Source organism: Pseudoalteromonas sp. SG43-5, assembly GCF_014164345.1.
Taxonomy (GTDB): Bacteria; Pseudomonadota; Gammaproteobacteria; order Enterobacterales; family Alteromonadaceae; genus Pseudoalteromonas; species Pseudoalteromonas distincta.
In genome coordinates this window covers 63,076-89,476 of sequence record NZ_JACJFA010000017.1, presented here as the reverse complement: position 1 = coordinate 89,476, position 26,401 = coordinate 63,076, and the positions used below count along the sequence as shown (strand labels likewise).

Genomic DNA, 26,401 nt, shown 5'->3' with positions numbered 1-26,401 from the left:
ATAGTTCACAGATTAACGCTAATTTTGGCAAAATAAAGATAATAATTGCATTCGTAAGCTATAACGCTGTAAAGCTCGGTCATAACAGCGTAGGATCAAGTTACTTTCGAATGAAAATTAGGTTTGCACTTTAGGTGCATTAACATATAAAAAATTATGCAACTAACTGCAAAACCATCACTTCCTAATGCGTTACTTATTTCTATTAGTACACCACAATTTAAAGGCGACGAAGCAACAGAATCGCTTGCAGAGCTTGCTCGTTTGGTAACTACATTAGGCTTTAAAGTAGTAGGTACACAATCGCAAAAGCAAAGTTCTACCCAAAAAGTTAATGTACTGGGCTCAGGAAAACTAGCTGAAATAGCACACCTTACCGGCAATAAAGGGATGGTTGAAAACGAGCAAGAAGATGATTTACTTGATGAAGACCCTTTAACCGAAATATCCTCAGAAATTCCATCAAACGATTTAGAGTTTGCATGTGCCGATGTAGTGGTATTTGACTGCGATTTAACGCCTTCTCAACTACGTAATGTTGAGAACCAATTAGGTGTAGAAGTATTTGATCGCACTGGTATTATCATTGAAATATTTAGCCGTCATGCGCGTACTAAAACAGCAAAATTACAAGTTGAAATTGCTCGCCTTAATTATGTCGCGCCACGGCTTCGTGAAACATCAACAGGTGATAAAGAACGCCAAATGGGTAAAGGTGCGGGTGAAACCACACTTGAGCTAAATCGCCGTAAGGTGCGCGATCAGTTAGCAGAATTAAAGCGCGAACTTGTTAGTGTTCAAGATGTAATGATGGACAGACGTACGCAGCGCTCTGAGCTATTCTCAGTGGCTTTAATTGGTTATACCAATGCGGGCAAGTCATCAATGATGCGCGCAATTACAGGTAGTGATGTAGAAGGCGAAAACAAACTTTTTGCAACGCTAGATACCACTGTTCGCGCGCTGTATCCGATTACCCAGCCTCGTATATTGGTTTCAGATACGGTTGGTTTTATTAAAAAATTACCTCATGATTTGGTTGCTTCATTTCATTCAACGCTCGCTGAGGCACATGATGCGTCGTTACTGTTATATGTTGTAGATGCTTCAGATCCTTCTTTTCGCTCACAACTTGAAGTAGTACATAAAGTACTGGCAGAAGTTGGGGTAGAAGGTAGCAAAAAATTATTAGTACTGAATAAGTCAGACCAATTAAGTACTGATCAACAGCAGTCGCTAATGGATGAGTTTCCTGATGCGATGATGACCTCTACACGTAATCCAGATGATATTAGTAAACTGCACAAATACATTATTGGCATTGCTCAAGAGGACATGATTGAAGAAGAGATTGTTATACCGTACACAGCTAAAGGTATTGTGGGCGAAATTCGATCGAGTATGAGTGTTGTTAAAGAAGAATATGAATACAGCCATATTAAATTAACAGTGCGTTCGAGTGCGATTGATTTAGAACGTTTAAAAAAGAGAATGTTAAATTTATAATAAATTCAGTACATAAAAAGCACAGCCAATTGGCTGTGCTTTTTAGTATTAGTCCTAACATACGTAAATTTAACGCTGCTAGCTCTGAACATAGCTCTGAGATAAATTCCCTACCCAGAGCCTCAGTTACTTAAAGACGAAACTAGGAAAAAGCGTTGTCGCTTAGCTCTTCTTGCATTTGCTCGCGCATTTTAAATTTTTGCAGTTTACCTGTTACTGTCATTGGGTAGTTTTCTACGAAACGGATATGTCGTGGCATTTTAAAGTAGGCTAGTTTGTCTTTTAAAAACTCACGAATTGCTTGCTCATCAAGTACAGCATCTTCTTTTGGTTGGATCCAAGCGCACACTTCTTCGCCATACTTTTCATCGGTTATACCAAATATGGCAGCATCTTGAATGCCAGGGTAGGTGTAAAGTACTTCTTCTATTTCTCGAGGGTAAATGTTTTCGCCGCCGCGAATAATCATATCTTTTATACGCCCAACAATCGTAACAAACCCTTCTGTATCCATGACACCTAAATCGCCAGAGTGCAGCCAACCTTCGTCATCTATTGTGGCTTTTGTTTTAGCTTCGTCATTCCAATAGCAGCGCATTATGCCTGCACCTTTACTACACACTTCGCCAGGTTGACCAATTTTTTGAATGTTACCCAGCTCGTCAATTATTTTAACCTCGGTATGGGCAAGTGCGCGGCCAACCGTTGTTACTTGCCGCTCTATTGAAGAGTCTGTTTCGGTAATGTTGTTTATGGGGCTGCACTCCGTTTGCCCGTAAGCAATCAGTATTTGATGCATGTTCATTTGTGTTTGTACTTTGCGCATTACTTGCTCTGGGCATGTAGAGCCTGCCATTACACCCGTGCGTAAAGTACTTAGGTCATAATCGTTAAAGTTACTCAGCTCAAGCTCACTAATAAACATAGTAGGTACACCGTGCAGCGCTGTACATCCTTCTTGTTGAACTACATCAAGCGTGGTTTTTGCATCGAACGAATCACTAGGGTAAATGGCTGCTGCACCTTTACTAACACACAATAAGCTACCCAATACCATTGCAAAGCAATGATATAACGGGATAGGGATACATAACTTGTCATCGCTCGTAAAGTGCATAGATTCGGCGACGAATAGCGCATTATTTAAAATATTTTTATGAGTGAGCGTTGCGCCTTTTGGGTTGCCTGTTGTACCTGATGTAAATTGTATATTGATGTCTTGATCAGCATTTAAGTTTTCACCTATTGCTTTTAATTCAAGCTCATGAGCTGCTGTTGGCAAGTTAATAACATCATTAAAAGAGTGCATACCAGGAGATGCTTCATCGCCAATGCGGATTATATTTTTAAGAGTGGGTAGTGCTTTTAAATTAAGTGTGTACTTATCGCAAGTTGCAAGTTCTGGCGCTAAACCATTAAGCATTTCTAAGTAATCACTGCCTTTAAAATTTGATGCTGTGATTAGAGTTGAGCATTCAACACTATTTAAAGCATATTGTAATTCGTTAGGACGATATGCCGGGTTGAGGCACACCATTATTGCGCCAATTTTTGCCGTTGCAAATTGGGTTAAGCACCACTCAATATTATTAGGAGACCAAATACCAACGCGCTCACCTGGTTTTACGCCAAGGGCAAGTAACCCCTTAGCAAGCTGATTAACTTCTTTTTGAAATTCTTTATACGTTAATCTAATACCTTGGTGATGAACTACAACAGCTAACGCCTCTGGGTTTTTGTCGACAATGAAGTCAAAGTAATCGCCTATAGTTGAATTTGTTAAAGGTGTGCTTTGTATACCTTTAAAGTAGCTTTGAGATAACGGCAAGTGATTTATTTGCTCTACTTCTTTTACCGGGGTAGTGTGTGTGTGCATTGCTCTCTCCATGAAAATGTGTGTGAGTTATGTAAACTACAAAGTTAAAATAAACACATATTGTCGACAAAGAGAAGTGTGGTTAGACTAATGTATTATTAGATTAATAAAAGCTAATACTACTTTTTAGACACAAAAAAACGCGTCTTACAATGTAAGTACGCGTTTTTAAACGAGTAATGATTTTACATTTCGTCGCTGCGGTATGTTTTTTTCATGATATAAACGTAAGCGTTTACAAAAGCATTTTCTTGGTACTTTTTAAGGCCTGTTTCTTCAAAATCAATAGGGATGGGGTTGCGTTTTAACTGCTCTTTAACTTCAGTTGTAGTAAATAAACGTACATCTAAGTTGTTGATTAATTGAATTGCAGTTTCCATTTTAAAGCCTTTTGCACTGCCAGCAAATTTACCTTTAGGCTGACGCTCACGAATTGCAACAGAATCAATTTGGTAATCTTGCATTAGTTTTGCAAAATCGAATTGAAATTTACGCATTACTTCAGTGTCGTTACCGTTACCTAAGGTAAAGCGTGTTTGGCGCACATCGCGAATATCAAATACGTCATTATCTTTACTTAAAATACAAAGTAGTACATCACTACCGGTAATTTCTACACCACATGTTCTCATGTCTATTCTCTAAAATAACTTAATTACGCAGTATTATACGCAACGCACATTAAAATGCGAGTGTGGGTATAGCTGTAGGCGCGTAATTAATGCATTGATGCTTTTATATTTTAATAAAATGATTTTTTTGCTTTAAAAGCTACATTTTGTGGATAAAACGGGTCGATTTCACCCCTTTAAACTTGTAATTAAATGCGCGGCACGCGACAATATATCTTTGTAGTTGAATAGACTCCTCATCTACATATATTAGTCAATGCTTATTCGTAAAAGCGTTGTCGAGTCATTCTCATTTAATTTATTAAAAATACACGTGATACATTGTAGGTGTCACCACTGTAGCAAGGATTTATAATGCCAGTTATTACTCTTCCAGACGGAAGTCAACGTAGTTTTGAAAACCCTGTAAGCACGCTTGATGTTGCAAACGACATTGGTCCTGGTTTAGCTAAAGCGACCATTGCGGGCCGTGTAAATGGCGACCGTGTTGATGCATGTGATTTAATTAGTGATGACTCTCGTCTTGAGATCATTACCGCTAAAGACGATGACGGCCTTGAAATCATTCGTCACTCTTGTGCTCACTTAATCGGTCATGCAGTTAAGCAACTTTTCCCAGACGCAAAAATGGCAATTGGTCCTACCATTGATAACGGTTTTTACTACGATATCGATATGGAACACTCACTATCACAAGATGATCTTGAAGCAATTGAAAAGCGTATGCTGCAACTTGCAAAAACCAACTACGACGTAGTGAAAAAAACAGTAAGCTGGCAAGAAGCACGCGATACATTTGAAGCGCGTGGCGAAACATACAAAATAGAAATTTTGGACGAAAACATCGCTAAAGATGACCGTCCTGGGTTATATCATCACGAAGAATATGTAGACATGTGTCGTGGACCTCACGTTCCTAACATGAAATTTTGCCAAAACTTTAAAATAATGAAAGTGGCGGGTGCATATTGGCGTGGTGATTCAGAAAACAAAATGCTACAACGCATTTACGGCACCGCGTGGGGCGATAAAAAGCAACTTAAAGCGTATTTAAAGCGCCTTGAAGAAGCTGAAAAACGCGATCACCGTCGTATTGGTAAAGCGCTTGATTTATGGCATTGGCAAGAAGAAGCGCCAGGCATGGTATTTTGGCACAACGATGGTTGGAGCATTTACCGCGAGCTTGAAGAATTTGTACGTGAAAAATTACGCGAATATGAGTACGAAGAAGTAAAAGGTCCAATGATGATGGACCGTTCACTTTGGGAAAAATCAGGTCACTGGGAAAAATATTCAGAAGCAATGTTTACCACTGAGTCTGAAAAACGTGAATACGCAATTAAACCAATGAACTGCCCTGGTCACGTGCAAATCTTTAACCAAGGTTTAAAATCGTACCGTGATTTACCACTTCGTATGGCTGAATTTGGTTGTTGTCACCGTAATGAACCATCAGGTGCACTACACGGTTTAATGCGTGTACGTGGCTTTACACAAGATGACGCTCACATTTTCTGTACTGAAGAGCAGATAATGGACGAAGTGTCAGCGTGTATTAAGATGGTTTATGATACATATGAAACATTCGGATTTGAGAAGATTGTAGTTAAGCTATCTACTCGCCCAGAACAACGCATTGGTGAAGACCATATGTGGGATAAAGCAGAGCTTGCTTTAGCTGATGCACTTAAGCTAAACGATATTGAATTTGATTATCTTCCGGGCGAAGGCGCGTTTTACGGTCCTAAGATTGAATTTACTTTGTACGATTGTTTAGACAGAGCGTGGCAGTGTGGTACAGTGCAATTAGACTTTGCATTACCGGGTCGTTTAGGTGCTACTTATGTAGCAGAAAATAACGAGCGTCGTACACCTGTAATGATACATCGTGCTATTTTAGGTTCTATTGAACGCTTTATTGGCATTTTAACTGAAGAGTACGCTGGTTTATTCCCGACGTGGCTTGCACCAAAGCAAGTGGTAATTATGAATATTACCGATAAACAGGCTCCTTATGTTAAAGAAGTTGTACAAAAATTAAATAAACTTGGAATTAGAGCCGCTGCTGACTTGAGAAATGAGAAGATTGGCTTTAAAATCCGTGAGCATACACTGAAGCGTATTCCATATTTACTTGTTGTTGGCGATAAAGAAGTTGAACAGCAAGAAGTAGCAGTGCGTACTCGCACAGGTGAAGACCTTGGCAAATTTAATGTTGATGATTTTGTAGCTAAAATTAGTGAAGAAATTAAAAATCGACAGTAAAAATCGAGCGTGTAAGGCATTAACAAATAGCCATTTACACGCTTATATTATTGATATTCTTGGAGGAACGTACTATTAGAGGCGGCAAGAAAGGGCAACAAACAGCTCAAAAAAATCGTATTAACGAAGAAATTACAGCGCAAGAAGTTCGTTTAATTGACATTGAAGGCGAACAAGCTGGAATTCAGTCATTACAAGACGCGCAAACTATGGCCGATGCAGCGGGTGTTGATCTTGTTGAGATCAGTCCAAACGCTGAGCCGCCTGTTTGTAGAATCATGGACTACGGTAAGTTCATCTTTGAAAAAAGCAAAGAACTAAAAGAGCAGAAGAAGAAGCAAAAGCAAATCCAGATAAAAGAAATCAAATTCCGTCCTGGTACGGATGAAGGTGATTATCAGGTTAAGCTTCGCAACTTACGTAAGTTCTTAGAAGCTGGTGATAAAGCTAAGATTACTATCCGCTTCCGTGGTCGTGAAATGGCTCACCAAGAAATTGGTATAGAATTATTAAACCGTATCAAAGCCGATTTAGAAGAGCTTGCAGTAGTTGAGTCTTTCCCAAATCGTGTTGAAGGCCGCCAAATGGTTATGATGATGGCGCCTGTTGCTAAAAAATAATTTTTAAGCGATAATACGCACCGAAATTAGCTCAGGTCTGCAAGCAATATGCGAATATTCACCTGAGTTAACCGGTCTTAAAGCAAGATTGCGGCATTTATGTTGGGTCTTCACCGGAACATGGCAGTAAGTTAGGCCTAAAAGTGGAGCTATAGAAATATATCTCACGCCTGCTTACTAATTTAAAAGCAATACAATTGGAGTTATTGCAATGGCTTATAAGCTAAAAAGTCACAGTGGCGCTGCTAAGCGTTTCAAAAAGACTGCTTCTGGCGGTTTCAAGCGTAAACAAGCGCATCTTCGTCATATTCTGACTAAGAAAACTTCTAAGCGTAAGTTACACCTACGTCCTAAGATGATGGTTCATAAAAATGACCATGGTCTAGTTTCACGTATGTTACCGTTCGCTTAATAGGGGTTTTTAGAAATGGCAAGAGTTAAACGCGGCGTTGTCGCACGTGCACGTCACAAAAAAGTTTTAAAACAAGCAAAAGGTTACTACGGAGCACGTTCACGTGTTTACCGCGTAGCTTTCCAGGCTGTTACTAAAGCGGGTCAATACGCTTACCGTGACCGTCGTGCGAAGAAACGTACTTTCCGTCAATTATGGATTGCACGTATCAATGCTGCTTCACGTCAAAATGGTCTGTCTTACAGCCGTTTTATCAATGGTCTTAAAAAGACTTCTGTAGAAATCGATCGCAAGATCCTTGCAGATATCGCTGTTTACGACCAAGTTGCATTCGCAGCGCTTGTAGAAAAAGCAAAAGAAGGCCTAGCCGCTTAAGCTTTTTTATATAAGTATTAAAAAGGAGCCTATGGCTCCTTTTTTTGTGCCTGTAATTTAGTAACTTAACCTAATGAGTAATACTAATTCGCTTAATTAAATGATCTATTTTGAGGGCGGAAAAACGTGTTGATAGCTAGGTAAAAAATTCGCTATTTAGTTGTTCTCGGCAATTGCTCCTGCATTGCTCTACCTTCTGCATCCATGCAGTCATAAATGAGAGTTTTTTAACGCAGGTAGCGACATGTTTAGCCCCGCAAAATGATTAAGTATTATTGCACATTGGTATAATACTTAATAAGGTTATAAAGCCTAAAAACACAGGTGTGAATGAGTGAAATGTATTTGGCTGCATTTTTTTGTTGAATCACCGCAGTTTCCTCATTATAAAAAATTTAGTTGATATAATTTATATAATTAAGGCGTTTGTTAGAGAATTTTATGTTTGCAAGTTTACTCATTTTATCTGCAAGTGTGGCGTATGACGCACACTTACCTCCACTCATTGAGTGGCAGGGGAAAAGCGTAGAGCTTTTACAAAAACAAGGGCCGTTAACTACTGACTTTGAGTTATCTGCAGGTGAAGCGTCGCCCGATTATGCAAATACAATGGCATTTGTAGATAGGTTAGTTGCTGCAAACCCTACTCAGTTTCAATCTCAAACCATTGGCTATAGTAATAGTAAGCGTGCAATAAAAATGCTAATTGCCAGTGAGCAAGGTTTTTTTGAAGCAAGGCAAATGGCTAATAGCACTAAGCCAACTATTTTTATCCAGGCAGGAATACATTCTGGGGAAATAGACGGTAAAGATGCCATGTTCATGTTACTCAGAGATATAGCGACGGGTAAGCGCCGTGACATTTTAAAAAAGGTAAACATATTATTTATTCCTATTTTAAATGTAGATGGCCACGAACGTAGCAGTGCGTTCAATCGCATTAATCAACGGGGCCCTGCAAAAATGGGCTTTAGAACAAATGCTAATAACCTTAATTTAAATCGTGATTTTACTAAATTAGATACCCCAGAAGTTAGAAGTGTTTTAAAGGTTATTAACGACTACAACCCAAATTTATACATTGATGTACACGTTACCGACGGCGCAGATTACCAATACGATGTGACTTATGGTTACAATCCGGTATTTTCGAGCGAATCGCCTGCGGTATCAGATACATTAAACCAGTTTTTTAAACCTCTCATTGACGATACGCTAGCGAAGCAAGGACACATCCCAGGACCACTTGTTTTTGTTATGGACAAGCGCGACTTTAAAAAAGGGTTAGCGGGCTGGGTTGCTACGCCACGTTTTTCAAATGGTTGGGGGGATTTAAAGTCATTGCCGACTATTTTAGTCGAAAATCATTCATTGAAGCCTTACAAGCAACGTGTATTGGGAACTTATGTATTTTTAGATGGTGCTATTACTGCGCTATCAAAGCACAGTCATGAATTAGCTAATGCAGTAAAAAAAGAACAAGAATTTGTTCCTAAACAGCTAATAGTAAAGCGTGGCTATGCCAAGCAAGCTGATACGATTGCGCAGTTTAAAGGCATTGAATATTCATCAAGCATGAATTCACTTTCGGGTCAAAATGAAGTGAAATATTTGGGTAAAGCACATACATATACTGACTTACCTATTTATTGGCAAAAAGATGTACAGCATACAGTTGAAGTACCTAAAGCTTTTTTTATTCCGCCTGTATATAGCAACATTATTGAGAAACTAAAGTTACATGGTGTCTCTATTAATAAACTTGAAGGGGCAAACACACAGCCTTTGAAAGTTGCAAAGGTGGCTGAATACACGTTTGATAAAGCACCATTTGAAGGGCGTTTTAGAGTATCAGCAACTTTTGATTACGTCCCTGCTATAAATGTAGATTTAGATGGTTGGTATCAAGTTAATACTCAACAAAAAGCAGGTGAGCTTGCTGTGCATTTATTGCACCCAGAAGCTCCTGATTCATTTTTTGCGTGGGGTGAGTTTAATACTATTTTTCAGCGTACCGAGTACATGGAAAACTATGCGCTAATTCCGTATGCACGCCAAATGCTAAAAGATAACCCAAAGCTTGCGCTTAAGTTTGATGAAAAAATTAAAGATAAATCATTCGCGAGTGACGCAGAAGCTCGATTAAACTGGTTATATGAACAAAGTCCATTTTATGATCAAGCGTACTTAAAGTATCCAATACTTATGTCATTCGAAGAAGAAGTTGTTATTCCAGATCAAAAAAGTAAAGAAATTTAATATGGAAATCATAACTATACCTGTCACTGCCTTTGCACAAAACAGCCGTATTATTTGGTGTAGCGAAACTAAACACGCTGTGGTTATCGACCCAGGTGGCGACACTGATAAAATAATAACGGTCCTTAATGAGCATAAACTAGCATTAAGTGCTATTTGGTTAACGCACGGGCATTTAGATCATGTGGGTGGGGCTGATATTTTACGAAATCAATTTAACGTACAAATTATTGGTCCACAAAAAGATGAGTACTTTTGGTTTGAAAACTTACCTATGCAAGCACAGATGTTTGGATTTAAACCCATTGAACCGTTTTATCCGGATATTTGGCTAAACCATAATGACACCGTGAGCGTAGGTAAACTTAGCTTTTTAGTGAAACATTGCCCGGGGCATACACCCGGTCATATAGTGTTTTACCAACCAGACTATGAGTGCGTTATTGTCGGTGACGTTATTTTTAAAGGCTCAGTAGGGCGCACTGACTTTCCTAAGGGGAACAGTGAACAACTTATAGAGTCGATTAAGACGCATATTTTAACCTTACCTGATAATACTAAAATATTGGCAGGACATGGTAGCGACACTACGGTGGGGTTTGAAAAGAAAACAAATCCTTTTGTAAGTGGTAAGTTTGGTTAAGTTACTTATTTTAAGTTTACAAACTGCATAAACATTAAAAATAAGCAGACTGAGTTTTAAAATGGTTGTATAATTTAACCAGTTTATTTGATAAATAAGAAATAAAATGTCTCTAAATCACGTAGATCGCCAAATATTGGCACTTTTACAACAAGATGCTAGTTTATCAACCGCAGAAATTGCAGATAAAGTAGGCTTGTCTCAATCTCCATGCTGGCGTCGAATCGCTAAGCTAGAGCAAGATGGTTATATAAAAAGCAAAGTGGCTCTTTTAGATGAGAAAAAACTTGGCTTTGATATGCTTGTATATGCACATGTGCGTTTATCAAATCACGGTAAAAAGAATCTTGCTGAGTTTGAAAAGCTGATCATGAGCTACGACGAGGTAACAGAGTGTTACACTATGGCTGGTACCATGGACTTTATGCTACGCATAATTTCACAAGGCATAGAAGGGTATGAGCATTTTGTGCGCGATAATTTACTAAGCTTAGAATACGTCCAAGAAGTACATTCTAATGTAACAATGACATGTGTAAAACGCAGTACTTCCCTTCCTTTGTAAAAGCACTTCTTTTAAAAGCTAAACCATTTTTAGTTTAGCTTAACCACATAATGATAATTGTTAACTGAGCGCTAATTTGGTAGAATTTAGCGCTTTTTTTGATACCCATTACACCATTTGAGGACCTCAATGTTTAACTTACTCAGTAGGGCGCCTAGCTCTGCTAAAAACGATATTCTATCTGGATTAACTGTGGCGTTAGCCTTAGTCCCAGAAGCAGTTGCGTTTGCCTTTGTTGCAAATGTAGAACCTTTGGTTGGTCTATATGCCGCGTTTATCGTTGGTTTAATTACGGCTATTTTTGGTGGTCGCCCTGGTATGATTTCAGGTGCAACCGGTGCACTAGCTGTTGTCATGGTAAGTTTAGTGCTTGATCACGGTGTTGAGTATCTATTTGCAACTGTGTTGCTGATGGGAATACTGCAAATTCTCGCGGGTGTATTTAAGCTCGGTAAGTTTATCCGTATGGTTCCTCATCCGGTAATGCTTGGTTTTGTAAACGGGTTAGCAATTGTTATATTTTTAGCTCAGCTAGGGCAGTTTAAAGTGCCAGATGGTATGGGCGGACAAGAATGGATGACAGGTAATCCATTATTTATCATGCTTGGCTTAGTTGCATTAACCATGGCAATAATCCACTTTTTGCCAAAATTGACTACAGCAGTGCCTTCATCTCTAGTTGCTATTGTAACTGTAACTGGATTAGTGATTGGATTTGATTTAGAAGCGCATACAGTATTAGATTTCTTAAAAGGTATGACAGGTAATGAAGCGGCAACTATTGCCGGTGGCTTACCAGAATTTCACATTCCTATGGTGCCGTTTACTCTAGATACACTGTATATTATTTTCCCGTATGCACTTATTTTAGCCGCTATTGGTTTAATTGAATCATTATTAACACTTAGCTTAATAGACGAAATTACTGAAACTCGTGGCCATTCTAACAAAGAATGTATAGGCCAAGGCGCAGCAAACGTAACGTGTGGCTTTTTTGGTGCGATGGGCGGTTGTGCAATGATTGGCCAATCAATGATCAACATTAATTCAGGTGGTCGCTCACGTTTATCAGGTATAAGCGCGGCATTAATGTTACTAGCCTTTATTATTTTCGCATCGAGCTTAATAGAAATGATCCCACTTGCAGCCTTAGTAGGTGTTATGTTTATGGTTGTGCTTGGCACATTTGAATGGGCAAGCTTTAAGATGATGAAGCGTGTACCGCTATCTGACGCTTTTGTTATTGTGCTTGTGTCGGGAGTAACAGTTATTACCGATTTAGCTATTGCAGTATGCGTAGGTGTTATTGTATCGGCATTAGTATTTGCTTGGCAGCACGCAAAACACATTTACACAACAAACTATATTGATGAAAAAGGTGCAAAAGTATATGAGCTGCACGGGCCGTTATTTTTCGGCTCAGTTAAAAACTTTTCAGAGTTATTTGATGTTAAAAATGATCCTAAAAATGTGATTGTTGAATTTAAACACAGCCGCGTATCTGACCACAGTGCAATAGAAGCAATTGATACACTTGCTGACAAATACACAAAAGCAGGTAAACAACTTCATTTACGTCACTTAAGTAAAGACTGTACGCAGTTGCTTCATAAAGCACGAGATTTAGTTGAAGTGAATGTGATTGAAGATCCAACCTACAAAGTAGCATCAGATAAACTAGCTTAATTTACACAAGGCTATTGATATTTAAAAAGCGGAAGGCGGATAACCTTTCGCTTTTTTAGTGTCTCGACTATTTGTTTGCGGTAAGACTCTTAAAAAGCAAGGCAAGCTGTAGTGCTATGCAAACTCATAAATCTATATAATAAGACTACCTAATTTTGTGAAAATTAGCCCTACATAGGTAAAAATAATAAAAATAACAAACGCCTATTTTATGGAATTAGCTTTAACCATACGGAGTAAACATCTATTTTGAACTGGCAATCTTTAGTCGATAACAGGCAACGTTTTTTTTGGCTTTTGCAAATCGCGGGCTGGATTGGTTACGCGTTAGTAAATTATATCGGCTCTAAAGTATTTGAAATGCGTGATATATATGTATTTGTTATTTTATTGAATGCTTACGCTGGTTGTTTGATGACAGTGCCGCTTAGGTATATTTACCGTAAAATTTGGAATGCCTCGCCCTGGGTGTTAATGATTGTAGTATTTGGTGCCTCTTATATAACGGGCACTCTATGGGCTGTCGTTCAAAAATTCAATCTATGGGAAATATACCGCCATGGTTATAGACCAGAGGAGTGGTTTTATTACCTGCAGCAAGGTTTAGATTCGGTTTATATTATTTTATGTTGGAGTGGTTTGTACTTTGGCGTTAAATATTATCAGTTATTACAAAGTGAGCGACAAAAAGCGTTAAAGGCCACAACGATGGCACACGAAGCTCAACTAAAAATGCTCAGGTATCAGCTCAACCCCCATTTTCTATTCAATACACTTAACGCTATTTCTACTTTAATTTTGGTTAAAGAAAACAAAGATGCTAACTTAATGGTAGCAAGGTTAAGTGACTTTTTACGTTACACACTTAATACCGATCCAATTAAAAAAGTACCGCTTGAGCAAGAGCTACATGCTCTCATGCTTTATTTAGAAATAGAGCGCGTCCGTTTTGATGAGCGATTGAAAGTAAATGTAGATATTAGCGAGCAAGCAAAAGAGGCTTTAGTACCGAGCTTAATTTTGCAACCAATTATAGAAAACGCGATTAAATATGCCATTGCCCATCTGACAGAAGGTGGTGTAATTGATATTAAAGCACAAGTATTTGCGAATGAATTATTACTAGAAGTGGGTGACAACGGCCCAGGCACTGAAATACTTGATGGCCAATTAGTTAACGCTCAAGGTGTAGGTGTTGCTAACACCAAAGATAGATTAAAAACGTTGTATGAAAATAATTATTCGTTTGTATTATCACATAATACGCCAAGTGGATTAAAAGTTAATCTGCGAGTACCTTTTGAGAAGGCTGTGAAAAATGACTAAAATAAAAACACTCATTGTTGATGATGAACCGTTAGCGCGAAAAGGTTTAGCGGTAAGACTTGAAGAATATTCTGATATTGAAGTAATTAAATTGTGTAGTTCAGGCGCTGATGCAATTGAAATGTGCCAAAGCGAGAAAATCGATTTGGTTTTTTTAGATATTCAGATGCCAGGTATGAATGGCTTTGAGGTGGCAAGAGCGCTTAGCGAAAGTACAAAAGTACTACCTGCTATTGTATTTGTAACTGCTTTTGATCAGTTTGCTGTAAAAGCATTTGAAATTCATGCTCTCGATTACATTTTAAAACCCGTTGATGATAACAGATTAAAACAGGCGGTAGAAAAAGTGCATACTTATTTAAAAACGCAGCAAGACAACGCCCATAAGAAAAAACTAGCGAGTTTTGTAGCCGGTATTACTGGTAATAATTGCGAAGAAATATTAAAAAAATTAGCCACTGGCGATACCTTAACAGATAGACGTTACCCAGAATCGCTTGCAGTAAAAGAGCAGGGTGAAATTATACGGGTACCTGTAGCGACTATCCAATGGGTTGATGCTGCAGGTGACTATATGTGTTTACATTGTGAAGATGGACAAACGCATATACTTCGTAAAACAATGAAAGAGCTTGAGCAAGAGCTAGACCCTCAGTTATTTGTGCGTGTACACCGCAGTGCGATAGTAAACACAAAACAAATTAGTAAGCTGGTTACACAAGTAAGTGGCGAGTATTTATTAGTACTTGAAAACGGACAAGAATTAAAAGTGAGCCGTAGCTATCGAGATAAGGTTAAAGCGGCATTAGCAAGTTAAAGCCAACGCTTTTATTACAGGTACAAAAAATGCGAGCTAAGCTCGCATTTTTTATATTTAGTAATTATACCAATCCGCAACAATACTTAGTTATTTTGCGGGGCTAACGTGTCGCTACCTGTGTTAAAAAATTCTCATTTACGACTGCATGGATGCAGAAGGTAGAGCAATGCAGGAGCAATTGCCGAGAACAACTAAATAGCGATTTTTTGAATAGCTATCAACACGTTTTTCTATCCTCAAAATAGATCACTTAATTAAGCGAATTGGTATTAATTATGCGACAGTTACAATTTTCATTGTGTTAGTTGCGCCCACAGTTTCCATTGAGTCACCGTGAGTAATAATTACTGTATCGCCAGACTGTAAAGAACCTTGAGAAACTAAAGTATCAAGTGCCGCTTTTACCATACCGTCTTTTTCAGTTCTTGTAGAATCAAAAAATACTGGGTAAACACCACGATAAAGTGCTGTTTGACCTAATGTACTCGCATGGCGTGAAAGCGAGTAGATTGGTAAGCCAGAGCTGATACGTGACATTAATTTAGCCGTACTACCAGATTCAGTAAGCGTGATGATAGCTTTAACAGAATCTAAGTGATTAGCTGCATACATAGCAGAAAGTGCGATAGATTCTGCATTGTTAGAAAAACGACTATCTAAACGATGCTTAGAAACATGCGTTTCTTTTTGAGATTCAGCACCTAAACAAACACGTGCCATAGTTGCAACAGTTTCTTCAGGGTAATCACCAGCAGCTGTTTCAGCTGAAAGCATTACAGCATCTGTTCCATCAAGAACAGCATTTGCAACATCCATAACTTCTGCACGTGTAGGCATAGGGTTATCGATCATCGATTCCATCATTTGCGTTGCTGTAACTACAGTACGGTTTAATGAACGAGCACGACGAATAATTAGTTTTTGCTTGCCCATAAGAGCTGCATCACCAATTTCAACACCTAAATCACCACGGGCAACCATTACAGCGTCAGACGCTAGAATGATGTCATCAACAGCTTCTTGTGTTTCAACGGCTTCAGCACGTTCAATTTTTGCAAGTAGTTGTGCTTTTGAACCAGCAGCTTCAGCAAGTGAGCGTACGTAGCGCATATCGTCGCCACTACGTGGGAATGATACGGCAATGTAATCTACGTCAATTTCAGCGGCAGTTATTAAATCTTCTTTATCTTTTTCAGTAAATGCTGGAGCAGTTAAGCCACCACCTAAACGGTTAATACCTTTATTGTTAGATAAAACACCGCCAACAGTTACAGTACAATGTACTAAGTGCCCAGCTACTTCATCAACAGTTAGTTGAATAAGGCCGTCATTTAGGAGTAGTAAGTCGTTAGGGCTAACGTCGTTAGGTAATTCTTTATAATCAATACCTACAGAGTTAACATCGCCTTCGCCTTTTTCCATTTTTGCATCAAGAGTGAACTTTGCACCCACAGAAAGCGTTACTTTACCTTCTTTAAAAGTAGAAACGCGGATTTTAGGGCCTTGAAGGTCAGCAAGAATAGCAATATGCTTGCCTAATTTTTTTGCAATATCGCGTACAGCTTGCGCACGGTCTTTATGATCTTGGGCAACACCATGTGAGAAGTTTAAACGTACTACATTAGCCCCAGCGATAATAATTTTTTCTAAGTTGTTATCTCTATCGGTAGCAGGTCCAAGGGTAGCGACTATTTTCGTGCGTCTTAGCATCAATTTCTCCTGTTTGCTTGGTGAAAGCATGTTGACGTTATTTTGTTGAATTAAAATATCTATATTAGATTAAAATATTTTAATTATGTGCAAACTTCAAAGGTTTGCCACTATTTTATACAAAACTATTGTGTCATCATTATGACACCGGTGTCAGAATGCGTCAATGATCTTAATTTCAATTAGCGTTGCTTTTAGTCACCCCGAGAGCATTGATGTTTGATATAATTACGTAGCTTATTTATCTGTAATAAAAAAGCATGTTGTATGGGCTCATAGTTAGTATTTTATGACTGTATGAGTATAATGCACGCGGTATTATTTAATTTATACACTGAATTTTCTAACCAAATAGTTGTTACCGAGGAGGACACTAGATGCAAGTTGCATTAGTAGGGTTAGGCGTTATGGGAAAAAATCTTGCCCTAAACTTGATTGAAAAAGGGATAACGCTAGTCGCTTATGATAAAAACCCACATGCGGGTGAAGAGTTACTAAGTTGTGCCAAATCACAAGGCATGGCTGATAGGCTTCACATTGTCTCTGATTTAAGTGACATGGTAAGGCGTTTAGAGGCACCTCGTTCTATTTTATTACTTGTTCCAGCTGGTGAGTTAGTTGATACAGTTTGTAATGAACTTGTAGAGGCCGGCGTTAATTGTAACGATATGATAGTCGATTGCGGCAATAGTAATTATAAAGACGGTATAACGCGTAAACTCAAATACCAAAATAAATTTGAATTTGCCACTATGGGAATTTCTGGCGGTGCAGAAGGCGCTCGCCATGGTCCTGCAATGATGGCAAGTGGTTCTGAAGGTGGTTGGGAACGTATTGAGCCATGGTTTGAAAAAGTAGCTGCTAGCTATAATGGCGATTCATGTTTTGCACGTGTTGGCCAATCAGCAAGTGGTCATTTTGTAAAAATGGTTCACAACGGTATTGAATACGCACTGATGCAACTTATTGCAGAAGTGTACCAATTACTTCGTTTAGGTACTAATCGTTCTCCAAAAGAAGTAGCTGAGATATTTAATGACTGGTCAGAAGGTCAATTAAATAGTTACTTACTGTCTATTTCTAGCCATATATTGTCACTTGAAAATCATAATAATGTACCGCTTGCGGACTTAATTGATAATAAAGTTGGCGCTAAAGGCACTGGTCTTTGGACTGCGCAAAATGCACTCGAACTTGGTATTGCTGTCCCTTCACTTGTTGCTGCTGTTCAAGCTCGTCATTTAACTAATGCATGCAACACAACGGCTGCACAAGAGATGACATATGCATCTAAATCAACGAACAATGTTGAAATTGATTTAGAAGAGCTAAAAGACGCGTTCTTACTTGCAAGCTTACTTGCGTATCGTCAAGGTCTAGCGCTAATTAAAGGTGCATCACGTACTCATCAGTGGAAAGTAGATTTATCTAAAACGCTTCAAACGTGGCGCGCTGGTTGTATAATTCGTGCTGACTACCTTGATAGCGTTGCACAAGGTGTTGAATTTATTGACACTCTTGAAAAAGAGTCTAACTCTTTGCGAAAAATTACCGGTCAAGCAATAATGACTGGTTTAGCATTCCCTGTATTGGGAGCTACACAAACGTATTTAGCAACATTAACTACACCGAGTAATGGGCATTTAGTTCAAGCCCAGCGTGATTACTTTGGTGAGCACGGCATAAAAACCCACAGTGGTGAAATGTGTCATTTAACTGATTTAGTAGATATAGACGCTAAAGTTAGATAAAAAACAGTTGTTTAAAACGATAAAGGCACGCTATTTAGCGTGCCTTTTGTATTTTTACAGGCTAAAAATTAACGGCTCAACTCACCACGTAAGTTATCTTGCATTAAATGACGAATCGTTTCGACTTCAAGCTTTTGGCTAAATAAATAATGTAACTTAGTTAAACATGCTTCAAGAGTCATATCGTACCCACTTATTACACCAATATTTAATAGCGCATTACCTGTTGCATAGCCACCCATGTTTACATGACCTTTTAAACACTGAGTTAAGTTAACAATTACGACGCCACGTTTACTTGCTTCTTCGAGTATTGACAAAAAGCTCGGATCTTGTGGTGCATTTCCTACACCAAAACTCAGTAGCACCAGTGATTTAATATTGCCATTGACCAAGCTTTTAACTACCTCTTGGCTAATGCCAGGATACAAATAAAGCACCCCGATAGGTTGAGGTGTAATAGGTGTAACTTGCAGCTCATTTTCAACATATGGGCTAAGCTGACCCTTAATAAGTTGAATATTAATACCCGATAACGCGAGAGGGTCTAGATTCGGCGAGGCAAAAGCATTAAACCCATCCGCGTGTGCTTTAGTTGCTCTATTACCTCTAAACAGTTGGTTATTAAAAAAGAGACTTACTTCAGCAATAGGATAATTTGCAGCTAAATACATGGCATTAAGTAAGTTTACTTGGCCATCAGAACGTAATTGTGAGAGCGGAATTTGTGAGCCGGTTACAATCACAGGTTTAGTCAAATTTTCGAACATAAATGACAGCGCTGAGGCTGTATACGCCATAGTATCAGTGCCATGGAGTACCACAAAACCATCATAATCTTGGTATTTATCTTTGATATCATTAGCAATGAGTTGCCAATGCTCTGGAGACATGTCTGAAGAATCTATAAGAGGGCAGTATTCGTGAATATCAAACAAAGGCATTTCATCACGATTAAATTCTGCGTTATTCACTACGGTTTCTGTTAAAAAACCTTCAGCTGGAATATAGCCTCGACTCGATTTTTTCATACCTATAGTACCGCCAGTATAAGCGATATAAATGCGTTTACGTTTCATAAAAAAAGCCCAGTAAAAAAACTGGGCCTAGTATAACGTTAAGCAGCTTTAAATACAGCTGATTAGGTGAAGCTATGCACTTTTATTGTGCAACGTTACACACTAAACAGCGTGCGTATACACCTTGTGGATCGTTGTAATCTTTAAGGTTTTCAACTTCAGTACTTAATTGGTTAATAACACTTCGTAAATTAGCTTGTGTTGCTAACACAGATGTTTTTTGTGTTTGCAAACCAAGCATAGATTTAATAGACGCATTACCAAAAATGTTTTGAATCATTTTTTCTTGCGAGCTTAAATCTTGTTTAATAGTTTTAACTTCATAATGATTAAGCTTGGCAAGTGCAGCTGCGGCTTCAATCGCACCTTGTTTGTCGCCTAGCTTATCAACCAAACCTAGTTCAAGTGCTTGAGATGCAATCCATACGCGGCCTTGGGCAATTTTGTCAACCTGCTCAGGCGTCATATTACGCGCATCAGCAACAACATTTAAAAAGCGACCGTATGCTTCCTCAACGTTCATTTGAATTACTTGACCCATCTTTTCATTTAGTGGACGAGTGATAGAAAAGCCAGCCATTTCGGTTGTTGCAACGCCATCTGAATAAACACCAATTTTCGATAAGGTTTTCTCAAATGTCATAAACGTACCAAATACACCAATTGAGCCTGTAATTGTACTTGGTGCTGCCCAAATTTCGTTTGCAGCAGAGGCAATCCAATAACCACCTGATGCAGCCACAGAACTCATTGAAGCAATAACAGGTTTACCAGCAGCCTTAAGGGCTAATACTTCAGCACGAATAACTTCAGAGGCAAACATACTACCGCCACCAGAGTCTATACGTAGTACAACCGCTTTAACTTTATCATCTAGGCGTGCTTTACGAAGTAGGGCAGCTGTAGAGTCACCCCCAATTTCGCCTGCTTTACGCTCACCATCAACAATCGTACCTTTAGCAACAACTACCGCTACTTTTTCGGTAATAGGGTTATCAATTTCAATAGGCGGTTTAATTAAGCTTAAGTATTCACGAAATGAAACTTGCTTAAATGTCTTACCATCTTCTTGTGTGCCTACTAAATCAATTAATTGTTTACGAACTTGCTGATTTGTTTTTAAAGAGTCAACCCACTGGTGATCAAGTGCATATTTACCTGCATCGCCATCGGCAGCTTTCATTTTTTCTAGATATACGTCCATTGTTTCGTCAAAATTTGACTCATCAAACGGGCGAACAGCGGCAACATCTTGTTTGTATTCGCTCCAAAGAGCGCCTAACCAAACGCGGTTAGCTTCTTTAGCTGCATCGGACATGTCGTTACGAATAAAAGGTTCTACTGCTGACTTAAATGTACCAACACGGAAAATATGCTGTGTTACTTCAAGCTTTTCAAGTGCATCTTTAAAGTAAAGCGGGTACATGCCATAACCTTCAATACCTACGCTGCCGTATGGGTGCATAGCTATTTCGTCAGCATGCGATGCAATATAGTATTGTGCTTGAGTATAGTAATAACCCGATGCAATTACTTTTTTGCCAGCTTGCTTGAAGGCATCAATAGCCTTTGTAATTTGCTTAAGTTTATTTAAATGTGCTTTAGGCATCTCTTGTAAATCAAGCAATATCACCGAGATACGATCGTCTTTAGTCGCTTCGTTTATTACTTCAACAATATCGTCGAGTAATATTTCGCTTGGTGCTTCAGAACCAGAAGTTGCATCACTAATTGCGGCTTCAACTGGGTCTATATATGTTTTCTCTTCAACAATAGGGCCATTTAAGTTAAGCCTGAGTACAGAGCCATTTTCAACTATTATTTGATCATCGTCACTTGAGAGTGACACAAAGAAAACAATTACCAGTAATAAAAACAAAATGTTTAGTATTAAGCGACGAGAAAAATTAATTCCAGCCCAAATACCTTTAAATACCTTTGCTATCAAAATAGCTCCTTAATTTGGTACAGTTAATACATTAGTTCCATCTTAGCCTAGAATAAAAATAAATTTAACTGCTAAATCGTAACGAAGTGTTTATGAACCTATATAAACGTAAGTTTTTACTGCTATTTTTAATTAAATGCATGCACATATTGCTTATTACTTGCCATTAAAGCAGAATTAGCTAATGTATACAGGTTAGACCAGTTAACGGGGCACAAGATGTTAGAACAACAATTACAACTAAAACACACACAATTACGTAACCGCTTGGTTATGGGCTCAATGCATACAGGCCTTGAAGAGGGCTGGCATAACCGCAAACGCTTACGTGCATTTTATGAAGCACGTGCAAAAGGTGGCACCGCGATGTTAATTACAGGCGGATACAGCCCTAATTTACGTGGCAAGCTAACACCTATTTCTTCCTCATTTAATAGTTATTACGATGTGTTTAAGCATCGCGCTTACACAGATGCTGTGCATAAACACGGTGGAAAAATTTGTTTGCAATTATTACATGCTGGACGTTATGCATACCATCCTTTCAATCAAGCACCAAGTGCAATAAAAGCACCTATTAATCCTTATAAACCTAAAGCGATGTCGCTTGGCTCGATTAAAAAAACAATTAAAGACTTTGCGCATTCTGCCTATATGGCTGAAAAAGCCGGCTACGATGGCGTAGAAGTCATGGGTTCTGAAGGGTATTTGATTAATGAGTTTATGGCGCCTCATACCAATAAACGCGATGATGAGTTTGGTGGCAGCTTAGAAAATAGAATGCGACTTGCACTTGAAATAGTTAAAGCTGTAAGAGCAAAAGTATCTGAAAAATTCTTAATTATTTTTAGATTGTCGGTCATTGATTTGATTCCAAACGGTTCAACACCAGAGGAAGTTGTTATTCAGGCTACCGAACTTGAAAAAGCGGGTGTTGATATATTTAACACTGGTATTGGTTGGCACGAAGCGCGTGTACCGACTATTGCGAGTATGGTGCCACCGGGTGCATTTAAAGAAGCATCAAAGCGTTTAAAAGACGTAGTTAATGTCCCTGTGATTGCTGTTAACCGAATTAATACTCCAGAAATTGCTAACGATATTTTAAATGCAGGCGAGGCTGATTTAATTTCGATGGCACGTCCGTTATTGGCTGATCCTGAGTTTTTTAATAAGTATGTAAACAATCAATCTAAACAAATTAATATTTGTATTGGATGTAACCAGGGTTGTCTAGATCACGTATTTAAAAATAAACGTGCTACGTGTTTAGTTAATCCACAAGCTGCATTTGAGCTAGATTACCCGCTAGAGCAAGCAGCTAAAGCTAAAAATGTATTAGTTGTCGGTGCAGGTCCTGCTGGTTTATCGGCAAGTTGTTACTTGGCTCAAAAAGGGCATAACGTCACGTTAATTGATCAAAAATCGCAAATGGGCGGTCAATTTAATTTAGCCATGCAAGTACCGGGTAAAGAAGACTTTAACCATACACTTACTTACTTCACTAATGAGCTCGAGCGATTAAAAGTAACTGTGGAGCTTAGTAAAGCTTACGACGATTCAATGCTTAAAGATTATGATGATATTGTTTTTGCAACAGGCGTTAGGCCGCGTGAAGCCTCTATTAAATGTAGTGATGATAAGCGTGTGTTTGCTTATGACGAAGTCATACGCGGCGAAGTAGAACTGGGCAAATCAATCGCTATTTTAGGTGCTGGCGGTATTGGTTTTGATATGGTTGCTTTTTTAAGTGAACATAAATCACAATCTATTAGCGAGTTTAAAACGCAATGGGGGATTGAGTGTGATGCACAACCTCATAAAGACGAGCGCCAATTGTATATGTTAAAACGCAGTTCGGGTCGTTTTGGTAGTGAGCTTGGTAAAACCACTGGTTGGATACATCGCCAAGTTGCTAAACAGCATGGTGTTAAACAAATTGCTGACTGCCAATATCAAAGTTTTGATAAGAATGGGTTAACAATTAATGTTGCTGGAGAAGTTCAAGTACTGCCGGTAGATACTGTTATTGCGTGTATTGGTCAGGTTTCTAATAGCGAAGTGCTAGAAGGTTACACAGATAACGCAAAAGTGCATGTGATAGGCGGAGCTAAATTGGCTGCTGCAATTGATGCTAAACGCGCTATTTTTGAAGCTCTACAAGTGGCGAGAAGTATTTAACCTTTGTAAATAAATTGAAATAGTTTATCAATCTATACGGTCTTTTTTGTTTATAGTCTATAACTTAATAAACATTGAACACACAGGATACGCATGAATAAACTAATCAGTTTTTATAACACAATATTGGGTAAACTATCGTTTTTAGATGGTTTACCTGCTTTACTATTTCGCTTAATTTTAGCTCCCGTTATGATCATCGCAGGTTATAACAAACTTGCTATAAGTACTGAAACAGAAGGCTTTCTAAATAACTTTTTAGCATCGCCTGATGTCGTTCAATGGTTTGGTAATAGTGAATGGGGTTTAGGCTTACCGTTTCCTGATTTACTAGCCTTCTTAGCTGGATGGAGTGAATTTTTAGGTGGTTGGTTGTTATTATTTGGCCTTTTAACTCGCTTAGTCAGTATCCCGCTTATGTTCACAATGGTTGTAGCGGCTACTTCAGTACATTGGCATAACGGGTGGTTTGCAATAGCGCCGACTAATCCAGAAACAAGTGCTGCGCAAGTACTTGATTGGTTATCTATCCCAGGTGCAAAAGAAAGCCTCGAAAACTCATTAGAAGTACAAGACAGGATAGGAAAAATTCGAGACTTAGTTGAAGAGCACGGCTTTCCTGATTACCTATACGAAAAAGGTAAACCATCTATTTTAAATAATGGCATAGAATTTTCGGCAATTTATTTTGCTATGCTCTTAAGTTTATTTTTTATGGGCGGTGGGCGTTTTGTTAGTTTTGATTACTGGTTAAAGCGAAACGTTATAAAAAAATAGCGCATTAAATGTATTTTATTAACGGCTGCATAGTTGACCCTTTGCGGCCGTTTTGCATTTTAATTTCTCGGTATTTATTATTTAAGGTTTTAAATGTTACTCTATCGTTTTGAATTTTGAGGAATCGTTATGAACGCTATCGAGCTTTTACTTACTCGCCAATCAGACTCTAAACTAACAGAGCCGGGCCCTACGCCTGAGCAGCTCGACATAATTAAGCAAGCAGCATTACGTGTTCCTGATCATGGCTGTATAGCACCGTGGCAGTTCATCATTGCTCAAGGTGATGCACGCAATAAACTGGGTGAAATTTACCATCAAAGTGCAGTGGCAGAGCAACAGACAGAAAAAGTAATTAACCGTGCTAAAGAGCTTCCCCTTCGTGCGCCTATGATTGTAATAGCAATTGCTAAATATCAAGAACACCCAAAAGTTCCTCGTATCGAGCAGGTACAAAGTGCAGGCTGCAGTGTATTAGCAATGCAACAAGCTGCATTTGCTCAAGGTTTAGGTGGTGTTTGGCGCACAGGTTACTTTGCACAAAGTAGAGCAGTCAAAAAAGCGCTTAACTTACATGAGCAAGATGAAATTGTAGGGTACTTATACATAGGTACTCCTCAAGTCGAGTGTAAAAAGTCACCTCGCCATAAACCAGAACATTATTTTAGTAATTTGTGAAATAGTATGAACTTTATGCAATTTGCATAGTCATAATTCATTAAGGTTACCAAGAGTAGTATAAAAGAGTTAGTGGTTTGGCTGTGAGAAGCGCTTGGAAGCACAAAAGTTAATAATTCTTCTTCAGTTTGTTTTTTAATCGGTTGTTTTTTGATACATTATGGAAAGTCTTAATAAAAATAACGATAAAGAAGACGAAAACAATGGGAAATTTATTTTTACAGGAAAAAGAAAACTGGCTTGCGTGGTCAATTTGGGGAATTGTTGGTGCTTTTGTAACCTTGTATGTTGCAATGAGTACAAATGCAGCGCATTTTATAGCAGGCTCTGCAATAGGTATGCTAATACTGTTAACTTTGTGGATGCAACAGTCTAAACGTTTTGACTTTGGACGGGCATTTAAAGTGTGTTGTTATGTTTTAGCGCTAAGTGTACTCCCCGCTTTTATGTTTGTAATAGTGCCAAGTGATGATTTAAATCGATTTGACTTAATTTTTCAAACTGTAACATTCGCGGCATTGAGTTTATTGGCTTGTTTAATTTGTTCTTGGATTGCTCGCAGGCCTAAACAATATTACTGAGTATTGAATTAATAAGCGTGTTGAAGTAATTAGCTTAACAAAAGAGCAATGTGACTTGTTTTTAATCGCTTAATTATTATTTACGATTAATTTATATTTAGCTCTTTACAAGTAACACGTTTAACCATATTATTCGCGCCGTACGGAGAGATGGCAGAGTGGTCGAATGCACCGGTCTTGAAAACCGGCATGGGTTTATAGCCCATCTAGGGTTCAAATCCCTATCTCTCCACCATTATTTAAAAAAACCGCCTTATAGGCGGTTTTTTGCTTTGTGGAGTTTAATTAATGACTAAAGCAACAAACCTATCAACCTCACAGCTATTAATAAAACATCTTTTATTATGGGTGGTATTTGGTTACTGCTATCAAAGTGCTATTAGCTTGTTGGCAAAAATGGCGGTCGACGCACAACCAGAATATCCATTAATTACCGCTTTTGCTTATGGTCTTGGTTTTAATATTTTGGCTGCCCATCTTATTACTAAATATGATAGACATTGGCCAGTAATTGGCTCTGCTTTTATTGGTTTAGTAGGCTTAGTTGCAGTGCCATTTTTATTGTCTGGTGAATCTGGATTATTAGCTATTCCTTTACTTGTTGGAATTTTATTCACTTTACCGCTTTGTAGTTATATTGTTGGCCTAATTAAGCTAAAACTCAGCAAAAACTAGCCCCAAACGGGGTTTATTTTGTGATAGCATATACGT

Annotated in this window: 22 protein-coding genes and 1 tRNA gene; 18 read left to right on the top strand and 5 right to left on the bottom strand. The window is 38.5% G+C overall.

Features of this window, described 5'->3' with window-relative positions:
- Positions 1-156: 156 nt before the first annotated feature.
- Complete coding sequence (gene hflX / locus H5161_RS16005) at positions 157-1,506, top strand: GTPase HflX (RefSeq protein ID WP_024595635.1); 1,350 nt, start codon at positions 157-159, stop codon at positions 1,504-1,506.
- A gap of 142 nt (positions 1,507-1,648) precedes the next feature.
- Here hflX and H5161_RS16000 read toward each other — a convergent pair whose 3' ends face one another.
- Together H5161_RS16000 and H5161_RS15995 are read right to left on the bottom strand one after the other, a co-directional pair.
- Entirely contained in the window at positions 1,649-3,382 is a 1,734-nt protein-coding gene (locus H5161_RS16000) for an AMP-binding protein (protein WP_182769662.1), read from the bottom strand.
- 185 nt (positions 3,383-3,567) lie between these two features.
- Entirely contained in the window at positions 3,568-4,014 is a 447-nt protein-coding gene (locus tag H5161_RS15995; RefSeq protein ID WP_024595637.1) for a DUF3010 family protein, read from the bottom strand.
- A gap of 354 nt (positions 4,015-4,368) precedes the next feature.
- On the opposite strand from H5161_RS15995, the gene thrS reads away from it, so the two are divergent.
- The 10 genes from thrS to H5161_RS15945 all read left to right on the top strand — a co-directional run bounded on the left by thrS (position 4,369) and on the right by H5161_RS15945 (position 14,982).
- Positions 4,369-6,279 (top strand): threonine--tRNA ligase, encoded by a 1,911-nt coding sequence (thrS, locus tag H5161_RS15990; protein WP_024595638.1) that lies wholly within the window; start codon positions 4,369-4,371, stop codon positions 6,277-6,279.
- A gap of 59 nt (positions 6,280-6,338) precedes the next feature.
- The gene (gene infC / locus H5161_RS15985) at positions 6,339-6,899 is read left to right on the top strand and encodes a translation initiation factor IF-3 (RefSeq protein WP_002960714.1); all 561 of its coding nucleotides are present in this window, start codon (positions 6,339-6,341) and stop codon (positions 6,897-6,899) included.
- A gap of 211 nt (positions 6,900-7,110) precedes the next feature.
- Positions 7,111-7,311 carry a 50S ribosomal protein L35 gene (rpmI, locus tag H5161_RS15980; protein ID WP_002960713.1) on the top strand — a complete coding sequence of 67 codons (201 nt, stop codon included), beginning with the start codon at positions 7,111-7,113 and terminating at the stop codon, positions 7,309-7,311.
- A gap of 15 nt (positions 7,312-7,326) precedes the next feature.
- The gene (gene rplT, locus H5161_RS15975) at positions 7,327-7,686 is read left to right on the top strand and encodes a 50S ribosomal protein L20 (protein ID WP_002960711.1); all 360 of its coding nucleotides are present in this window, start codon (positions 7,327-7,329) and stop codon (positions 7,684-7,686) included.
- Between the two features lie 441 nt (positions 7,687-8,127).
- On the top strand, positions 8,128-9,945 hold the full coding sequence (locus H5161_RS15970; RefSeq protein ID WP_182769661.1) for a M14 family metallopeptidase: 1,818 nt from the start codon (positions 8,128-8,130) through the stop codon (positions 9,943-9,945).
- Position 9,946: 1 nt separating this feature from the next.
- Positions 9,947-10,588, top strand: coding sequence for an MBL fold metallo-hydrolase (locus H5161_RS15965; protein ID WP_182694046.1), 642 nt, complete (start codon positions 9,947-9,949; stop codon positions 10,586-10,588).
- A gap of 106 nt (positions 10,589-10,694) precedes the next feature.
- Positions 10,695-11,153 carry an Lrp/AsnC family transcriptional regulator gene (locus tag H5161_RS15960; protein WP_002960703.1) on the top strand — a complete coding sequence of 153 codons (459 nt, stop codon included), beginning with the start codon at positions 10,695-10,697 and terminating at the stop codon, positions 11,151-11,153.
- A gap of 129 nt (positions 11,154-11,282) precedes the next feature.
- The gene (locus H5161_RS15955) at positions 11,283-12,839 is read left to right on the top strand and encodes a SulP family inorganic anion transporter (protein WP_182769660.1); all 1,557 of its coding nucleotides are present in this window, start codon (positions 11,283-11,285) and stop codon (positions 12,837-12,839) included.
- Positions 12,840-13,088: 249 nt separating this feature from the next.
- Positions 13,089-14,165, top strand: coding sequence for a sensor histidine kinase (locus H5161_RS15950; protein ID WP_024596641.1), 1,077 nt, complete (start codon positions 13,089-13,091; stop codon positions 14,163-14,165).
- Positions 14,158-14,982 carry a LytTR family DNA-binding domain-containing protein gene (locus H5161_RS15945; protein ID WP_024596642.1) on the top strand — a complete coding sequence of 275 codons (825 nt, stop codon included), beginning with the start codon at positions 14,158-14,160 and terminating at the stop codon, positions 14,980-14,982. Before H5161_RS15950 ends, H5161_RS15945 begins: the two co-directional genes overlap by 8 nt.
- Positions 14,983-15,258: 276 nt before the next feature.
- Here the strand turns inward: H5161_RS15945 and pyk are convergent, their stop codons facing one another.
- The gene (gene pyk, locus H5161_RS15940) at positions 15,259-16,695 is read right to left on the bottom strand and encodes a pyruvate kinase (protein WP_182769659.1); all 1,437 of its coding nucleotides are present in this window, start codon (positions 16,693-16,695) and stop codon (positions 15,259-15,261) included.
- A gap of 377 nt (positions 16,696-17,072) precedes the next feature.
- Here pyk and gndA point away from each other — a divergent pair, with 377 nt between their 5' ends.
- Positions 17,073-18,446 carry an NADP-dependent phosphogluconate dehydrogenase gene (gene gndA / locus H5161_RS15935; RefSeq protein ID WP_024596644.1) on the top strand — a complete coding sequence of 458 codons (1,374 nt, stop codon included), beginning with the start codon at positions 17,073-17,075 and terminating at the stop codon, positions 18,444-18,446.
- Between the two features lie 68 nt (positions 18,447-18,514).
- On the opposite strand, the gene ansA is transcribed toward gndA, so the two are convergent.
- Together ansA and sppA are read right to left on the bottom strand one after the other, a co-directional pair.
- The gene (gene ansA, locus H5161_RS15930; RefSeq protein ID WP_002962901.1) at positions 18,515-19,525 is read right to left on the bottom strand and encodes an asparaginase; all 1,011 of its coding nucleotides are present in this window, start codon (positions 19,523-19,525) and stop codon (positions 18,515-18,517) included.
- Positions 19,526-19,607: 82 nt separating this feature from the next.
- Positions 19,608-21,473 carry a signal peptide peptidase SppA gene (gene sppA, locus H5161_RS15925; protein WP_182694995.1) on the bottom strand — a complete coding sequence of 622 codons (1,866 nt, stop codon included), beginning with the start codon at positions 21,471-21,473 and terminating at the stop codon, positions 19,608-19,610.
- 219 nt (positions 21,474-21,692) lie between these two features.
- Here sppA and H5161_RS15920 point away from each other — a divergent pair, with 219 nt between their 5' ends.
- The 6 genes from H5161_RS15920 to H5161_RS15895 all read left to right on the top strand — a co-directional run bounded on the left by H5161_RS15920 (position 21,693) and on the right by H5161_RS15895 (position 26,365).
- Positions 21,693-23,654: an FAD-dependent oxidoreductase gene (locus H5161_RS15920; RefSeq protein ID WP_182769658.1), complete on the top strand. Its 1,962-nt coding sequence runs from the start codon at positions 21,693-21,695 to the stop codon at positions 23,652-23,654.
- 93 nt (positions 23,655-23,747) lie between these two features.
- Positions 23,748-24,431 (top strand): DoxX family protein, encoded by a 684-nt coding sequence (locus H5161_RS15915; protein WP_182693918.1) that lies wholly within the window; start codon positions 23,748-23,750, stop codon positions 24,429-24,431.
- 129 nt (positions 24,432-24,560) lie between these two features.
- Positions 24,561-25,109 (top strand): NAD(P)H nitroreductase, encoded by a 549-nt coding sequence (locus H5161_RS15910; RefSeq protein WP_138489000.1) that lies wholly within the window; start codon positions 24,561-24,563, stop codon positions 25,107-25,109.
- 203 nt (positions 25,110-25,312) lie between these two features.
- The gene (locus H5161_RS15905; protein WP_182769657.1) at positions 25,313-25,690 is read left to right on the top strand and encodes a hypothetical protein; all 378 of its coding nucleotides are present in this window, start codon (positions 25,313-25,315) and stop codon (positions 25,688-25,690) included.
- A 144-nt stretch (positions 25,691-25,834) separates the two neighbouring features.
- Positions 25,835-25,925, top strand: a tRNA-Ser gene (locus H5161_RS15900).
- A gap of 53 nt (positions 25,926-25,978) precedes the next feature.
- Positions 25,979-26,365, top strand: coding sequence for a hypothetical protein (locus tag H5161_RS15895; protein ID WP_182769656.1), 387 nt, complete (start codon positions 25,979-25,981; stop codon positions 26,363-26,365).
- Positions 26,366-26,401: the final 36 nt, after the last annotated feature.

Excerpts from the sequence above, each read along its gene's own strand:
- ansA (WP_002962901.1), bottom strand. The coding sequence starts at position 19,525 with ATGAAACGTAAACGCATTTATATCGCTTATACTGGCGGTACTATAGGT.
- H5161_RS16000 (WP_182769662.1), bottom strand. The coding sequence starts at position 3,382 with ATGCACACACACACTACCCCGGTAAAAGAAGTAGAGCAAATAAATCAC.
- hflX (WP_024595635.1), top strand. The coding sequence starts at position 157 with ATGCAACTAACTGCAAAACCATCACTTCCTAATGCGTTACTTATTTCT.
- H5161_RS15905 (WP_182769657.1), top strand. The coding sequence starts at position 25,313 with ATGGGAAATTTATTTTTACAGGAAAAAGAAAACTGGCTTGCGTGGTCA.
- H5161_RS15945 (WP_024596642.1), top strand. The coding sequence starts at position 14,158 with ATGACTAAAATAAAAACACTCATTGTTGATGATGAACCGTTAGCGCGA.
- H5161_RS15955 (WP_182769660.1), top strand. The coding sequence starts at position 11,283 with ATGTTTAACTTACTCAGTAGGGCGCCTAGCTCTGCTAAAAACGATATT.
- H5161_RS15970 (WP_182769661.1), top strand. The coding sequence starts at position 8,128 with ATGTTTGCAAGTTTACTCATTTTATCTGCAAGTGTGGCGTATGACGCA.
- H5161_RS15910 (WP_138489000.1), top strand. The coding sequence starts at position 24,561 with ATGAACGCTATCGAGCTTTTACTTACTCGCCAATCAGACTCTAAACTA.
- gndA (WP_024596644.1), top strand. The coding sequence starts at position 17,073 with ATGCAAGTTGCATTAGTAGGGTTAGGCGTTATGGGAAAAAATCTTGCC.
- H5161_RS15960 (WP_002960703.1), top strand. The coding sequence starts at position 10,695 with ATGTCTCTAAATCACGTAGATCGCCAAATATTGGCACTTTTACAACAA.
- H5161_RS15895 (WP_182769656.1), top strand. The coding sequence starts at position 25,979 with ATGACTAAAGCAACAAACCTATCAACCTCACAGCTATTAATAAAACAT.
- H5161_RS15995 (WP_024595637.1), bottom strand. The coding sequence starts at position 4,014 with ATGAGAACATGTGGTGTAGAAATTACCGGTAGTGATGTACTACTTTGT.
- thrS (WP_024595638.1), top strand. The coding sequence starts at position 4,369 with ATGCCAGTTATTACTCTTCCAGACGGAAGTCAACGTAGTTTTGAAAAC.
- rpmI (WP_002960713.1), top strand. The coding sequence starts at position 7,111 with ATGGCTTATAAGCTAAAAAGTCACAGTGGCGCTGCTAAGCGTTTCAAA.
- H5161_RS15920 (WP_182769658.1), top strand. The coding sequence starts at position 21,693 with ATGTTAGAACAACAATTACAACTAAAACACACACAATTACGTAACCGC.
- H5161_RS15965 (WP_182694046.1), top strand. The coding sequence starts at position 9,947 with ATGGAAATCATAACTATACCTGTCACTGCCTTTGCACAAAACAGCCGT.
- pyk (WP_182769659.1), bottom strand. The coding sequence starts at position 16,695 with ATGCTAAGACGCACGAAAATAGTCGCTACCCTTGGACCTGCTACCGAT.
- H5161_RS15915 (WP_182693918.1), top strand. The coding sequence starts at position 23,748 with ATGAATAAACTAATCAGTTTTTATAACACAATATTGGGTAAACTATCG.
- rplT (WP_002960711.1), top strand. The coding sequence starts at position 7,327 with ATGGCAAGAGTTAAACGCGGCGTTGTCGCACGTGCACGTCACAAAAAA.